This window comes from Bradyrhizobium sp. cf659 (genome assembly GCF_900113725.1).
Lineage (GTDB): Bacteria > Pseudomonadota > Alphaproteobacteria > Rhizobiales > Xanthobacteraceae > Bradyrhizobium.
Map to the genome: position 1 here is coordinate 200823 of NZ_FOQJ01000005.1, position 14589 is coordinate 215411.

13 protein-coding genes are annotated in these 14589 nt (G+C 65.5%); 3 read left to right on the plus strand and 10 right to left on the minus strand.

Going from position 1 to position 14589, the window contains the following annotated elements:
• Positions 1-36 precede the first annotated feature (36 nt).
• Positions 37-321 (plus strand): type II toxin-antitoxin system Phd/YefM family antitoxin, encoded by a 285-nt coding sequence (locus BM118_RS22990; RefSeq protein WP_092187767.1) that lies wholly within the window; start codon positions 37-39, stop codon positions 319-321.
• Positions 318-740 carry a type II toxin-antitoxin system VapC family toxin gene (locus tag BM118_RS22995; protein ID WP_092187768.1) on the plus strand — a complete coding sequence of 141 codons (423 nt, stop codon included), beginning with the start codon at positions 318-320 and terminating at the stop codon, positions 738-740. Before BM118_RS22990 ends, BM118_RS22995 begins: the two co-directional genes overlap by 4 nt.
• A 2-nt stretch (positions 741-742) precedes the next feature.
• Here the strand turns inward: BM118_RS22995 and BM118_RS23000 are convergent, their stop codons facing one another.
• Positions 743-1576 carry a DeoR/GlpR family DNA-binding transcription regulator gene (locus tag BM118_RS23000; RefSeq protein ID WP_092187981.1) on the minus strand — a complete coding sequence of 278 codons (834 nt, stop codon included), beginning with the start codon at positions 1574-1576 and terminating at the stop codon, positions 743-745.
• A gap of 91 nt (positions 1577-1667) precedes the next feature.
• Positions 1668-2354, minus strand: a complete 687-nt coding sequence (locus BM118_RS23005) for an HAD family hydrolase (RefSeq protein ID WP_177234588.1) — start codon at positions 2352-2354, stop codon at positions 1668-1670.
• A gap of 155 nt (positions 2355-2509) precedes the next feature.
• Here BM118_RS23005 and BM118_RS23010 point away from each other — a divergent pair, with 155 nt between their 5' ends.
• Complete coding sequence (locus BM118_RS23010; protein ID WP_092187770.1) at positions 2510-2992, plus strand: nuclear transport factor 2 family protein; 483 nt, start codon at positions 2510-2512, stop codon at positions 2990-2992.
• A 111-nt stretch (positions 2993-3103) separates the two neighbouring features.
• Here the strand turns inward: BM118_RS23010 and BM118_RS23015 are convergent, their stop codons facing one another.
• The 8 genes from BM118_RS23015 to BM118_RS23050 form a co-directional block, all read right to left on the minus strand.
• Positions 3104-3295 carry a single stranded DNA-binding domain-containing protein gene (locus BM118_RS23015; RefSeq protein ID WP_092187771.1) on the minus strand — a complete coding sequence of 64 codons (192 nt, stop codon included), beginning with the start codon at positions 3293-3295 and terminating at the stop codon, positions 3104-3106.
• A 191-nt stretch (positions 3296-3486) separates the two neighbouring features.
• Positions 3487-3897, minus strand: a complete 411-nt coding sequence (locus BM118_RS23020; RefSeq protein WP_092187772.1) for an acyl-CoA thioesterase — start codon at positions 3895-3897, stop codon at positions 3487-3489.
• 21 nt (positions 3898-3918) lie between these two features.
• Entirely contained in the window at positions 3919-6015 is a 2097-nt protein-coding gene (locus tag BM118_RS23025; protein WP_177234589.1) for a 3-hydroxyacyl-CoA dehydrogenase NAD-binding domain-containing protein, read from the minus strand.
• Between the two features lie 2 nt (positions 6016-6017).
• Positions 6018-7301, minus strand: coding sequence for an acetyl-CoA C-acetyltransferase (locus tag BM118_RS23030; protein WP_092187774.1), 1284 nt, complete (start codon positions 7299-7301; stop codon positions 6018-6020).
• A complete protein-coding gene (locus BM118_RS23035) occupies positions 7301-9568 on the minus strand; it encodes an acyl-CoA dehydrogenase (RefSeq protein ID WP_092187775.1) in 2268 nt (755 codons plus the stop codon). Before BM118_RS23035 ends, BM118_RS23030 begins: the two co-directional genes overlap by 1 nt.
• 289 nt (positions 9569-9857) lie before the next feature.
• The gene (locus tag BM118_RS23040) at positions 9858-10481 is read right to left on the minus strand and encodes a flavin reductase family protein (protein WP_092187776.1); all 624 of its coding nucleotides are present in this window, start codon (positions 10479-10481) and stop codon (positions 9858-9860) included.
• Positions 10482-10662: 181 nt separating this feature from the next.
• Entirely contained in the window at positions 10663-11262 is a 600-nt protein-coding gene (locus BM118_RS23045; protein ID WP_092187777.1) for a TetR/AcrR family transcriptional regulator, read from the minus strand.
• A gap of 33 nt (positions 11263-11295) precedes the next feature.
• Positions 11296-14433: an efflux RND transporter permease subunit gene (locus BM118_RS23050; protein ID WP_092187778.1), complete on the minus strand. Its 3138-nt coding sequence runs from the start codon at positions 14431-14433 to the stop codon at positions 11296-11298.
• Positions 14434-14589 lie beyond the last annotated feature (156 nt).

Sequence of the window (14589 nt, forward strand, 5' to 3'; positions counted from 1 at the left end):
ATTATAGTCATTATAGTTATATTGGTTCTCACCCGAATGGCCGATCACAACCCTGCACCCGACACGCTTCCGGCTGATGGCACGTGGACGCTTGCCAACGCCAAGGCACGACTGTCCGAGGTGATCGACCGTGCCCAAACCGGCCCCCAGGTCATCACCCGTCACGGCAAGCCGAACGCCGTGGTCGTTTCCGCCGAGGAATGGGCGCGCAAGGCCGCACGCAAAGGCACGCTGGCCGAATTCCTGCTGGCCTCTCCGCTGCGCGGCGCCGACCTTGAACTTGAACGCGTGCACGACGCGCCACGCGACGAGATGCCGTGAACCTGCTGCTCGACACCAACGTGCTGTCGGAGGTTCAGCGGCCCGCGCCTTCGCCGAAAGTCTTGGCGTGGCTCGATACGATCGATGAGGATCGCGCGTTCATCAGCGTTGCATCGATCGCCGAGCTTCGCCGCGGCATCGCATTGCTGGAGGATGGCCGGCGGCGCTCGGCACTGGCCGCGTGGCTTACCCACGATCTGCCGACGCGGTTTGCCGAACGTGTCCTGCCGATCGACCAGGCGGTGGCCGAGCGCTGGGGCGACCTGACGGCTCAGAGCCGCCGCAGCGGCGTTGCCCTGTCCGTCATGGATGGCTTCTTTGCCGCGACTGCGCTTGCAAACGACCTCACGCTCGTCACGCGCAATGTGAAGGATTTTGCGGCATTCGGCGTCCCCCTGCTCAACCCGTGGGACCCATAGTCCTATCTCAGCCGCACCACCGGTGCGGGTTCCTGAGCGTCGGCCTGCACATCATCAATATCCGCTCCCTTCGGCATCGCCTCCACCACTTCGATGCCCTTGCTGTGGCAAATGGTGGCGAGGCGTTCGGGCAGCTCCTGGTCGGTGACGAAGGTCTGGATCTGGGTCATGTGGGCGATGCGCACCGGTGCGCTGCGGCGAAGCTTCGTCGAATCCGCGACCAGCATGACGCTGCGGGCATTGGCGATGATGGCTTGCGCGACCTGCACCTCGCGATAGTCGAAGTCGAGCAGCGCGCCCTCCTCGTCGATCGCGGAGGCGCCGATGATGGCGTAATCGACCTTGAACTGGCCGATCAGCTGCGTCGCGGTCGAGCCGACCACTGCGCCGTCGGCACGCCGCACCGTGCCGCCGGCGACCACCACCTCGATACGGGGATGGCGGTAGAGCAGCATCGCGACATTGAGGTTGTTGGTGATGACGAGGAGATCCTCATGCGAGGTCAGCGCGCTCGCGACCTCCTCCGTCGTGGTGCCGATGTTGATGAAGAGCGAGCATCCGTTCGGGATCAGCGAGGCGGCCGCAGCCCCAATCGCCTTCTTCTCCTCGGCGGCGACGAAGCGGCGCGCCTCATAGGCGAGGTTTTCCACGCCCGAGGCGATGATGGCGCCGCCATGGATGCGGGTCAGCGAGCGCCGTTCGCAGAGGTCGTTGAGATCCTTGCGGATGGTCTGCGCCGAGACCTCGAACCGGCGCGCCAGCTCCTCGACCATGACGCGGCCGGAGGCGCGCGCGATGTTGAGGATTTCGGCTTGGCGATGGGTCAATCCGGTCACGGCAATGGCCTCAAGTCTGGAAGGTGCATGGTGCGGCGGTTCGGGCGATCGGTCAATGCGCGCGCCGATCACGGTTAACGGACGAGGCCTCTCACCACGCCATCGCGGCCGCCAGAGGCGCGAGCAGGTCCGGATCGTCGAAGCCGCTGGCGGAGGCGACCGCGCCGGCTGCAATCAGGTCGGCATGGCCGAGGCTGGTCCGGATCCCGATGGTCGGAATGCCGGCCGCCGTGGCCGATTGCACGCCGGTGCGGGAGTCCTCGAATGCGACCGAGGTTTCCGGCCTCGCGCCGGCGAAGCGCAGCCCTTCCTGATAGGGCAGCGGATGCGGCTTGCCGTGCGGCAGCTCGTCGCCGATCACAAGGCCCTTGAAACGGTGCGTGATGCCGAGGCCGGAGAGCAGCAGCTCGGCGTTGAGACGCGGTGCGTTGGTCACGGCAACCATGGGAACGCCGGCCGCGTCCGCCCGGTCGAGCAGCGCCATCAGGCCCGGCAGCGGCTCGATCTGCCCGGCGACGAGCGCGCGGAAGACTTCCTCCTTCTCATCGAGGATCAAGGCGCGCCGTTCCGGCGCCTCGTCGGGCAGAAAGCGCTCCCCGATCGATACATTGGCGAACCCTTGCAGCTCCCTCGAGAACCGCGCGTGATCGAAGACATGGCCGTGAGGACCGAGCACCTCGTTGAAAGCCCTCAGGTGCAGCGGATCGGTATTGGCAAGCGTACCGTCGATGTCGAACAGCAATGCCCTGCCCGTCGCATTGTCCTTGGCCTCGATCATTTCCGTACTTTCCCAAATGCACGACGCATCGATGCGCGACACGTATCAATATGGCTGCGATCACGCAATGACGCATGCGCATGACGACGACGTGACCACTCGACAAAGCCGCGCGTGGCTGCAACACTCTCTTCAAGATCAAAAAGGAGGAAACGATGACGATCAACCGACGCGATCTGGCTCTCTCGACCCTTGCCGTTCCGGCTCTTGCCGTTCCGGCTCTTGCCGTCTCCGCGCTCGCTCTCGCGACACCGGCGCTGGCCGCCTCAGCGGACGAAGAGGCCGTGGCGAAGAAGGTGGAGGCCTTCCGCCTCGCCCAGATCGCGGCCGACCCGAAGGCGCTCGGCACGCTGTGCTGGGACGATCTGAGCTACAGCCATTCCAGCGGCAAGGTGGAGGACAAGGCGACCTTCATCACCAACGCCACCGACGGCAAATCGAAATTCCTGTCGGTCGAATACAAGGACCCGACCATCAAGGTCGTCGGCCCGGCCGCGATCGTGCGCTTCCATTGGGTGGCGGAACAGGAGATGGCAGCCGATGGGAAAAAAGTGCCGACCAACCTTCACATCCTGATGAACTGGCAGAAGCAGGGCGACGACTGGAAGCTGCTGTCACGCGCGGCGACGAAATTGTGATCAACGGCGACATTCCGGGACGCGCCGAAAGGCGCGGACCCGGACTCCATTCATCGACATTCTCTGTGGCACGATGGATTCCGGCCGCGCGCCCCGGAATGACAGGCGAAATTACGCCGCTTCCGTCACATCGCCGTTAACCAGCTTGCGCGCGGCGCGCTCGGCTTCGCGGGCGTTGCGGAAGAGCTGGCCTTCGAGGCGGTAGAAGCGGTCGGACGAGGCGAAAAAGCAGTAGCCTCCTTGAGAACGAACGACGATACCTGCGGTCTGCGAATTGACTTCGATGATGTAGCTGTCCGGCATGGCCCGTGGATTCCTCAAGTGCGGGCAAATAACGACACTTCTGCCCAAAGGTTCCTGGGCATTTGAGGCCGTTTCCACCCCGAATCGACTCGCAATGGAGTACGCCGGGACCTCATCCGTTTTATGACTTGTTCTTGGCGAAGACGCGACGAGCGCGGATGCAACGCCGCGCGGTCATACACCGCGCGCGATTACGTCGCGATCACCGTGTCGGACGGGCGAACCGCCTGCGGGCGGCCGTGTTCGTCGATCGAGACGTAGGTGAAGTTGCCATCGGTGACGAGGAACGGATGTTCCTCTCCGCGGCGCAGCGCCCACGCCTCCAGATGCACCGTCAACGAGGTGCGCCCGACACGCACGAGATTGGCATAGACCGAGACGAGATCGCCGACATAGACGGCTTTGCGAAAGTTCATCGCCTCGATCGCAACCGTCACGGTGCGCGACTTCGCGACCTTCGAGGCGAACACGCCGCCGCCGACGTCCATCTGGCTGAGCAGCCAGCCGCCGAAAATGTCGCCGTTCGCGTTGGTGTCGGCGGGCATCGCCAGCGTGCGGATGCAGAGATCGCCGCTCGGCCCGGTATTCGCCTGCTCGTTCATGCCTCTCTCACTTGAGATTGCTCACTTGAAATTGTCCCAGCCCGCGTCAGGCGCGAAACGTCCGCCGAATCGATCGGCGAGCTCACGCAAGGTGGACACGACATTATCCACGCCGCGGGAGCGCGCATAGTTCAGCGGACCGCCGCGGAACGGTGCATACCCCGTGCCGAAGATCATGGCGCCATCGACCGCATCGGGATCGTCGACGATGCCTTCGCGAAGCGCCGCGACGCAGACGTTGGACATCGGCAGCACCAGGCGGTCGATCATCTGGTCGGTCACACGCGGGCCGGTCTCGGAGAGCGGCGCCTTCTCCGCCTTGCCGTCCCTCCAGGTGTAGAAGCCCTTGCCGGTCTTGCGGCCGAGCTCGCCCTTGGCGACCTTCTCGCGCAGCCAGGCGGGTGTCGGCGGCAACAGATCGCCGAACTTGGTGCGCAGCATGTCGCCGACATCGAGGCAGATGTCGAGCCCGACCTGGTCGGCCAGCTCGATCGGCCCCATCGGCATGCCGAACTGCTCGGCCGCGGCGTCGATCAGGCGCTGGTCGGTCTTCTCGTCCAGCATCACCATCGCCTCCAGCATGTAGGGCGTCAGCGCGCGGTTGACGAGGAAGCCGGGCGAGCTCTTCACGGCGAGCGGCAGGCGGTCGATCGCGCCGACGAAGGCGAGCGCCTCTTTCAACACTTGCGGATCGTTGCCGTCATGGCTGACGACTTCGACCAGTTGCAGCCGCGACACCGGATTGAAGAAGTGCAGTCCGACCAGCCGCTCCGGCCGCGCCAGCGTGGTGCGCAAATCCTGAAGCGGAATGCTCGAGGTGTTGGTCGCAAGAATCGCACCCGGCTTCATCCGCGGCTCGAGACCGGCATAGACCTTCTGCTTCAGCTCGAGCTTTTCCGGCACCGCTTCGATGACGAGATCGGCGTTGCGGACCCCCTCCCCATCCATGTCCGGAAGCAGGCGATCGAGGGCGTCGCGCACCTCGGTGGGTTTGCGGATGATCTTGCCGTAAAGCTCGGCCGCGCGCTTCACCGCGCCCGCGACCGCCTCCGCCTTCATGTCGGCGAGCGAGACCCGCAGCCCCTGCCCCGCACACCACGCCGCGATGTCGCCGCCCATGGCGCCGGCGCCGATGACATGGATATGCTTCACCGTGTTGCCGGAGCCTGCCGCCTTCTTCATCTGCTCGCGCAGGAAGAAGACGCGGATGAGATTCTGCGCCGTCGGCGTCACCATCAGCTTGGCGAATGACGCCTGCTCGGCCCCCAGCATCGCAGCCTTGCTGCCGCCATGCGTCTCCCAGAGATCGATCAGCGCGTAAGGCGCCGGATAGTGCTCACGCGGTGCCGCCTTCGCAGCCTCCGAGCGCATGCGCTTGGCGAGCAGTCCACGCACCGGTCCGAGATTGGCCGCGCGCGTGAGCAGACCAGGCCTGGCCCGCTTCAGCCGGCCGAACAGCACGTCCTTCACGGCGCCACGGACGTGGCGCTCCTGCGTCACGGTGTCGACGAGGCCGAGCGCTTTGGCCCGGCGTGCATCGATGGTGCGGCCGGTCAGCATCAGCGCCATCGACTGGGTCGGATTGACCAGTGCGGTAAAGCGCGCAGTGCCGCCGAGACCGGGATGCAGGCCCAGCATCACCTCGGGGAAGCCGAAGCGCGCGCCGTCGATGGCGATGCGCGACTGGCAGGCGAGCGCGACCTCGAGGCCGCCGCCGAGGCAGAAGCCATGGATGACCGCGACCGTCGGCAGCTTCAAGGCCTCCAGATGATCGACGACGGCATGTGCGGCGCGGATGCGCGTTTCCACCATCTCGGGATCCGATGCGCCGCGGAATTCGTTGACGTCGGCGCCGGCGATGAAGCCGGACGGTTTGGCCGAGCGGATCACGAGGCCTGCAGGGCGCTCGGTCTCGACCGCCGCGAGCACCGCGTCGAACTCCTCCATCACGTCGGAGGACAGCGTGTTGGCGCTTGTCTCGGCGCGGTCGAACAGCAGCCAGGCGACGCCGTCGGCATCGCGCGTCAGCTTGAAGTGCTTGTAGGGGCCGTCGGCCGCGGGCTGGGGCCCGAGCGTCAGCACGCGGTCGCCGAGAGCGGACATGATCCTGGAATCCATGGTCACACCGCCTCGATCAGCATAGCGCCGCCAAGCCCGCCGCCGATGCATTCGGTGGCGACGCCGCGCCGGGTGCCGAGGCGCTTCATCGCATTGACCAGATGCAGCACGATGCGGTTGCCGGAGGTGCCGACCGGATGGCCGAGCGAGATCGCACCGCCATCGACATTGAGCTTGTCACGGTCGATCTCGCCGGCCGCACCGTCGAGCCCCAAAATCTCACGGCAGAACTTGTCGTCGTTCCAGGCGGCGAGGCAACCGAGCACCTGCGTCGCGAAAGCTTCGTTCAGCTCCCAGGTCTCGACGTCGTTGATGGTGAGGTTGTTGCGCTGGAGCAGCGGCGTCGCCGACATCACGGGGCCAAGCCCCATGATAGCCGGATCGAGCGCGGCCCAGTTGCTGTCGACGATGACGGCCTTCGGCGTCAGCTTGTGTTTTGCGACTGCCGCGTCGGAAGCGAGGATCACCCAGGAGGCGCCGTCGGTGATCTGCGAGGAATTGCCGGCTGTCACCTGGCCCCAGGGGCGCTCGAACACCGGCCTCAGTTTTGCGAGCGTCTCGGCCGTGGAGTCCGGCCGCACGCCGTCATCATGGTCGAAGAACTTGCCGTCGCGGGAGAACGCCGTCTCGACCTCGCCCTTCAGAAAACATTCGGCCTGCGCATGCGCGAGCCGGCGATGGCTCTCGGCGGCGTAGGCGTCGGACTGCGCGCGGGTGATGCCGAAGAGATGGCCGACGACCTCGGCGGTCTGCCCCATGTTCAAGTCCGTGATGGGGTCGGTGAGCCCGCGCTCCAGCCCGATGATCGGCTTGAGATAGCGCGGCCGCAATTTGAAGGAGGCGGCCAATTTCGCGGCGACGCCCTTGGCGGTGGCAAGGCCGGCGAACCAGCGCACGCCGGAATTCGGCCAGACCAGCGGCGCGTGGCTCAGCGCCTCGGTGCCGCCGGCCAGGATCATGTCGGCGTGGCCCTCGCGGATGTAGCGGTAGGCGGTGTCGATCGACTGCATGCCGGAGCCGCAATTGATCTGCACGGTGAAGGCGACCATGTCCTCGCCCATGCCGAGCCGGAGCGCCGCGACGCGAGCCGGATTCATCTCGTCCGCGATCACGTTGACGCAGCCGAGGATGACCTGGTCGAAGCTTGTGGGCGAAAACGGCTGGCGCGCCAAGAGCGGCCGTCCGCATTGCACGGCGAGATCGACCGGTGTGAACGGCCCCGGCCCCGAGCGCGCCTTCAAGAACGGCGTCCGGCTGCCGTCGACGATGAATACCGGTCGTGCCATCAGCTCGCCGCCCTCTGTTCACCGAGTTCCTGGAAGAACTGATGCACATCTCCGGTTTTCTTGTAAATCGGCGACAGCACTTCCGGCGCAAAATCATCGACCTCGATCACTTTTGTGACGGCTTCATGAGCGGCAGCAAGCTGCTCGCCTTCGGCCTGCGTGATCACGCCCTTGGCGACGCCATCCTTCCAGTCCCGGACATGCGCCGCGCGCAGGCGCTTGGCGATGGCATCGGTGCCCGCAACCAGCTTGAACGCGCGCTCCAGCCGGGCAAAGCCGCCATCGTCGTCGACATAAGCGAGATCCGGCGTGAGACGCTCGCGCGCGGCCGAAGGCTCCAGCACGAGGCTGGCGCATTGGTGCACGACACGGTCGGACGGGCCGAGCACCCGCGCGCCGAAGGGTTGGACGATGAGCTTGAGGATGACAGCGACAAAACGATTGGGCAGATTGGCGAGGATCTCGGCAAGCCGGTTCTCGATCGTTTTGAAGCCGGTCGCCATGCACCATTCCAGCGCAGCGAAGTCTTCCTTCTGCCGGCCCTCGTCCTGCCAGCGTTTCAGCGCGGCCGAGAGCAAATAGAGCTCGGAGAGGATGTCGCCGAAGCGCGCCGACAGCATCTCCTTGCGCTTGAGCGCGCCGCCGAGCGTGAGCAGCGCCATGTCGGCGCAGAGCGCAAAGGCCGCGGAGTAGCGCGCGAGCTGGCGATAGAATCGCGTGGCATCGCCCGCATCCGGCGCAAGCGCAAAGGCGCCGAAGCTCCAGCTCCGGCCGAACGCACGCAACAGCGTCTGGAAGCTGTGGCCGGCATGTTTCCAGAACGCCTTGTCGAACGCGGTGAGCCCGCGCGCGCGGTCGGTGTCCGCAAGCGCGTTCATCTCGTCGAGCAGATAGGGATGCGCGCGGATGGCGCCCTGCCCGAACACGATGAGGTTGCGGGTCAGGATGTTGGCGCCCTCGACCGTGATGCCAACCGGCACGGCGCGGTGCAGATTGCCGAGATAGTTTTGCGGACCGTCGATCACGGCCTTGCCGCCGTGAATGTCCATGGCGTCGTCGACTGCGATGCGCATCCGCTCGGTCGCGTGCAGCTTCATGATGCCGGAGATGACGGCGGGATGGATGCCGGCATTCAGCGCCGCGCAGGTCAGCCGGCGCGCCGCGTCGAGCTGATAGGCGGTGGCGACAATGCGCGCGAGCGGCTCCTCGACACCCTCGAATTTGGAGATGGAGATGCCGAACTGCTCGCGGATGCGGGCATAGGCGCCGGTGGTGCGGGCGGCATAGGCGGCACCGGCCGCGGACAGCGACGGCAGCGAGATGCCGCGGCCGGCGGCGAGCGCCGTCATCAGCATCTTCCAGCCCTGTCCGAGGCGCTCCTTGCCGCCGATGACGTAGTCGAGCGGGATGAAGACGTCGCGGCCCCAGTTCGGGCCGTTCTGGAAGACCTGCATCGACGGCAAATGGCGGTGGCCGATCTTGACGCCGGGCAGATTGGTCGGGATCAGTGCGACGGTGATGCCGAGCTCTTCCTGGCTCCCGACGAGGTGGTCGGGGTCATAGGCCTTGAAGGCGAGCCCGAGCAGCGTCGCGACCGGGCCGAGCGTGATGTAGCGCTTGTGCCAGTTGAGCCTGAGGCCAATGACCTCGCGGCCCTCGAACTCGCCCTTGCAGATGATGCCGGTGTCGACCATCGAGGCGGCGTCGGAGCCGGCTTCGGGGCTGGTGAGGCCGAAGCAGGGAATGTCGCGGCCGTCGGCGAGCCGCGGCAGCCAGCGCGCCTGCTGCTCCTTCGTGCCGAAGCGCATGAGGAGCTCGCCGGGGCCGAGGGAGTTCGGCACCATCACCGTGACGGCGGCAGCGATCGAGCGGGTCGAGATCTTGCGCACGACTTCCGAATGGGCGTAGGGCGAGAAGCCGAGGCCGCCAAACTCCTTCGGGATGATCATGCCGAAGAATTTCTCGCGCTTGACGAAGTGCCAGACATCCGGCGGCAAATCGCGCCATTCCCAAAAAATCTTCCACTCGTCGAGCATGGCGCAGAGCTCGTCGACCGGGCCGTTGAGGAAGGCCTGCTCCTCGCCGGTCAGGGTCGCCTGCGGGACCTTCAGCAGCTTCGCCCAGTCGGGATTGCCGGTGAACAGATCGGCGTCCCACCAGACGTCACCGGCCTCCAGCGCCTCGCGCTCGGTGTCGGACATCGCCGGCAGCACGCCGCGCGCCCAGGAGAAGATCGGTTTTGTGATGGTGTCGCGGCGGAAGCTCATGGCAAAACCTCATGGATCAGCGCGGGTGACCGACATTTTAGCGGAAAGTGGCGGGCGGAGGTGAACACTTCGCCTGCGAAATTGACGCGGCCGGGCGGCCGCCCAGGGGCCATAACGGGCGGGACGTGGTGGCAGTTCCGGGAGGGGGAATGGGGGAGATACCTCCACATCGTCATTCCGGGGCACGCGAAGCGTGAGCCCGGAATCCATAACCGCGATCGGGAGTATGGATTCCGGGCTCGCGCCTGACGGCGCGCCCCGGAATGACGGTAGAGAGAGAAGCGCCGGCCTAATCCGGCCGCACCATCTCGAACATGTTTTCCGGCTTGATCTCGAAATAGTCGCCGCGGCGGCCGGCGCGGACGATGGGGCGGGCGGCGGCGGTCTGGTAGACGCCGTCCTTGATCATGGCCTTGTCGATGTGGACGGCGACGACCTCGCCCAGCGTCAGCCAGGCGTCGGCCTCCTTGCCGTCGGCGCCCTTGAGGCGGACGATGTCGGATACCTTGCATTCGAAGGCGACGGGACTCTCGCCGACGCGCGGCACGTTGACGAGCTTGCCGGGCACGGCGGTGAGGCCCGCGATCTCGAACTCGTCGACCTCAGGCGCGACATGCGCGGCGGTCGCGTTCATGTGCCTGGCGAGGTCCATTGTGGTGAGATTCCAGACGAACTCGCGGGTCTGCTCCATGTTCTCGACCGTGTCCTTCCAGTTGGTGGAGGAGAAACCGATGATCGGCGGCACGTAGCAGAACGCGTTGAAGAAGCTGTAGGGCGCGAGGTTGACGTGGCCCTTGGAGTTGCGGGACGAGATCCAGCCGATCGGCCGCGGCGCGATGATGGCGTTGAAGGGATCGTGCTTTAGGCCGTGGCCCTTGGAGGGCTCGTAGAAGTACAGGTCTTTGTCGGTCACGCTGGCTTTCCCCTGATCGTCATTGCGAGCGCAGCGAAGCAATCCAGAATGTATCCGCGGAGGGACTCTGGATTGCTTCGCTACGCTCGCAATGACGGAGTTTGTTGGTCCGTCCTTGCCCGCCACCGGCCCGTCATTCCGGGGCGGACAGCTTGCTTATAGGAGGAAACGGCCCAGCCCGTCAGTGACGCGGCGACAGACCCGCGATGACGAAATCGATCATCTGGTCGATGGTCGGGCCCGGCTTGGTGGCGCACTGGGCGATCATCTGGGGGTGGAAGAAGCGTATCATCGCAGTGCAGGCGCACAGCGAAGCCAGTTGCAGGTCGGGCGCCTCGAACTCGCCGGAGGCAACGCCTTGCGCGATCATCTGGCCGATCACCCCGGCAATACACTCCATATGGGCGACGCAGACGTCCCAGTCCTCCTCCATCGCGATCGCGACCATCTCGTGCAGCTTGTTGTCGCCGACATAGCGCTCGGTGTTCATGCGGTGGATGGTGGTGAGCAGCTCGCGGAAGCGCGGGAGTACCGCGCCGGGCCGCGCCACGATCGCTTGGGCCTCCAGCTCAACCTCGCCCATCAGGCCCCGCGCCACCGCCTGGTGAATCGCCTTCTTCGATTCGAAGAAGCGATAGACGTTGGCGGGGCTCATCCTGAGCTCCTTGGCGATGTCCCCGACCGTGGTCTTCTGGTAGCCGATCTGGCGGAACAGCCGCTCGGCCACCTCGAGGATACGATCCCGGGTGTCGCCTTCGATATGTTCCGCAATCAGTGTCATGTGTCAGGACTCGTCAGTCAGCAGTCTTCTCATTTATTCAGCCGCTTCAGCAAGCGGAATTGCGTGCGGGTCATCGCTCCCATGCTGCGGCGCGGCAGGCTGCTCGGGGGTGCCGGCCTCGTCCAGGCTCTTCCTGAACCACAGGGCGTAGAGGCCCGGCAGGTACAGGAGCGTCAGGAAGGTCGCCACGAACAGGCCGCCCATGATGGTGATCGCCATCGGGCCCCAGAACGCCGAGCGCGACAGCGGGACCATGGCCAGGATGGCGGCGAGCGCCGTCAGCACCACGGGGCGGGCCCGGCGGACGGTCGCCTCCACGATCGCTTCGCGCCGGGTCAGGCCGTGGCTGACGTCGGTCTCGATCTGGTCGACCAGGATGACCGTGTTGCGCATGATCATGCCGGCGAGCGCGATCAGGCCGAGCAGCGCCACGAAGCCGAACGGGGCGTTGGCGACGTTGAGGCCCAGGGACGCACCGACGATGCCGAGCGGCGCGGTCAGGAACACCAGGATCAGGCGCGAGAAGCTCTGAAGCTGGATCATCAGCAGCGTCAGCATCACCATGACCATCACCGGGAAGAGGATGAAGATCGAGGCGTTGCCCTTGGCGGATTCCTCGAACGCGCCGCCCGGCTCGATGCGGTAGGCCGGCTCGAGATGATCCTTGATCGCCTTCAGCTTCGGCGTGATCTGGTTGGTGACGTCGGGCGCCTGCACGCCGTCGACGACATCGGAGCGCACGGTGATCGCCATGTCGCGGTTGCGCCGCCACATGATCGGCTCCTCGTGGGCGTACTCGATCTTGGCGATCTGCTGGAGCGGCACGGCAACGCCATTGCGCGAGGTGATGGTGAGGTCGCCGACGCCACCGAGGTCGAGGCGCTCGGACGGAACCGCACGGGCGACCACGCCGACCTTCTCGATGCCGTCGCGTACGGTCGTGACCTGCGAGCCCGAGATCAGCATTGCGAGCGCCTGCGACACGTCCTGCGGGGTCAGGCCCATGGCGCGGGCGCGATCCTGGTCGACGACGAGCTTGAGGTAGGGCGACTGCTCGTTCCAGTCGAGCTGGACATCCTTGACGCTCTTGTTCTGCCGCATGGCGTCGCGGACCTGGTAGGCGATCTCGCGCACCTTGTTGGCGTCGGGGCCGATCACGCGGAACTGCACGGGGAAGCCGACCGGCGGACCGAAGTTGAAGCGGTCGACACGGACACGCGCCTCGGACAGAAAGCCCTCGGCAGCCGCATTTTCGATCTTGGCCTTGATGCGCTCGCGCGCCTCGACGCCCTTGGCGACGATGACGACCTCGGCAAAGGCCTCGTTCGGCAGCTGCGGGTTGAGACCGAGCCAGAAGCGCGGCGAGCCCTGGCCGACATAGGCGGTATAGGTCTCGATGTCCTTGTCGTCCTTGAGCAGCGTCTCGGCCTTCTTCACCGCCTTCTCGGTGACGTTGAAGGCGGTGCCCTCGGGCAGGCGCAGCTGGAGGAACAGCTCGGGCCGCTCCGACAGCGGGAAGAACTGCTGCTGGACATGACCGAAGCCGACGATCGAGGCGGCGAAGACACCGACGGTCGCGACCACCACGGTGATGCGGTGATTGACGCACCATTGCACGACGGCGCGCAGGCCGCGGTACATGCGGGTCTCATAGACGGCGTGCGGATCGTGGTTGTGGTGCACCTTGATGTTCGGCAGCAGCATGACACCGATATAGGGCGTGAAGATCACCGCCACGAACCAGGAGGCGACCAGCGCGATCGCCACGATCCAGAAGATGCTGCCGGCATATTCGCCAACCGCGGAATTGGCAAAGCCGATGGGGAGGAAGCCAGCGGCCGTGACCAGCGTTCCCGTGAGCATCGGAAACGCAGTGGATTCCCAGGCGAAGGACGCCGCGCGCATGCGGTCCCAGCCCTGCTCCATCTTCACCACCATCATCTCGACCGCGATGATGGCGTCATCCACCAGAAGGCCGAGCGCGATGATCAGCGCGCCGAGCGTGATGCGGTGCAGGTCGAGCGACATCGTGTTCATGACGATGAAGACGATGCCGAGCACCAGCGGCACGGACAGCGCGACCACGATGCCGGTGCGCCAGCCCAGCGCCAGGAACGAGACGAACAGCACGATGACGAGCGCTTCCATGAAGGAGTGCACGAACTCGCCGACGGCGTGCTCGACCACCTTGGGCTGGTCGGCGATGAGCTTGACATCGATGCCCTGCGGCACCGCCTTCATGAACTCGGCGGTGGCCTTCTCGACCTCCTTGCCGAGATCGAGGATGTTGGCGCCCTTGGCGGTGACGACGCCGATGCCGATCGCGGCCTTGCCTTCCTGGCGCACGACGAAGCTCGGCGGATCGACATAGCCGTGGGTGACGGTGGCGATATCCCCCAGGCGGAAGACGCGGCCGTTGCTCTCGACCGGGGTCTCGGCGACGGCCTTGGCGCCGTCGAGCGCACCGGTGACACGCAGCGGCACGCGCTGCGAGGAGGTCTCGACCGTGCCGGCCGGGGTCACGTTGTTCTGCTTGGCGAGCGAGTCGAACAGCGCCTGCGGCGTGATGCCGAGGGTGGCGAGCTTGGCGTGGCTGAACTCGACGAAGATGCGTTCGTCCTGATTGCCGTAGACGTCAACCTTGGTCACGCCCGGCACCTTCAGGAGGCGCTGACGGAAGCCTTCGGACACCTTCTTGAGCTGGGCATAGTCGGCGCCGTCGCCGGTCATCATGTAGAGGATCGAATCGACGTCGGAGAACTCGTCGTTGACGACGGGTCCGAGGATGCCCGAGGGCAGCTGGCCCTGCACGTCGACCAGCTTCTTGCGCAGCAGATAGAAGAGGTAAGGCACGTCCTTCGGCGGCGTCGAGTCGCGGAAGGTCACCTGGAGCGCGGTGAAGGCAGGCTTGGAATAGGTCTGCACCTTCTCGAAGTAAGGCAGCTCCTGGATCTTCTTCTCGATGGGATCGGCGACCTGGGTCTGCATCTCCTGCGCGGTCGCGCCCGGCCAGATCACGGAGACGTTGACCACCTTCACCGTGAAGAACGGATCCTCGGCTCGCCCGAGCTTCTGATAGGAGAAGAAGCCGGCGACGCCGAGTATGAGCATCAGGAACAGGACCAGCGTCGGATGGCTGACGGCCCAGGCCGAAAGGTTGAAGCGCTTCATCGCTCTCTCCGAAAAGACGATCCAGTTGCAAAAACGTCAGCCACTCTGTTCAACCCGTCGTCGCGAGGCAGCGAAGCAATCCAGGGGGCTGGGCAGATTCTGGATCGCTTCGCCGCTTCAGCCCCAGCATTTGCGCTTGGGCCGAAACTCACCTCA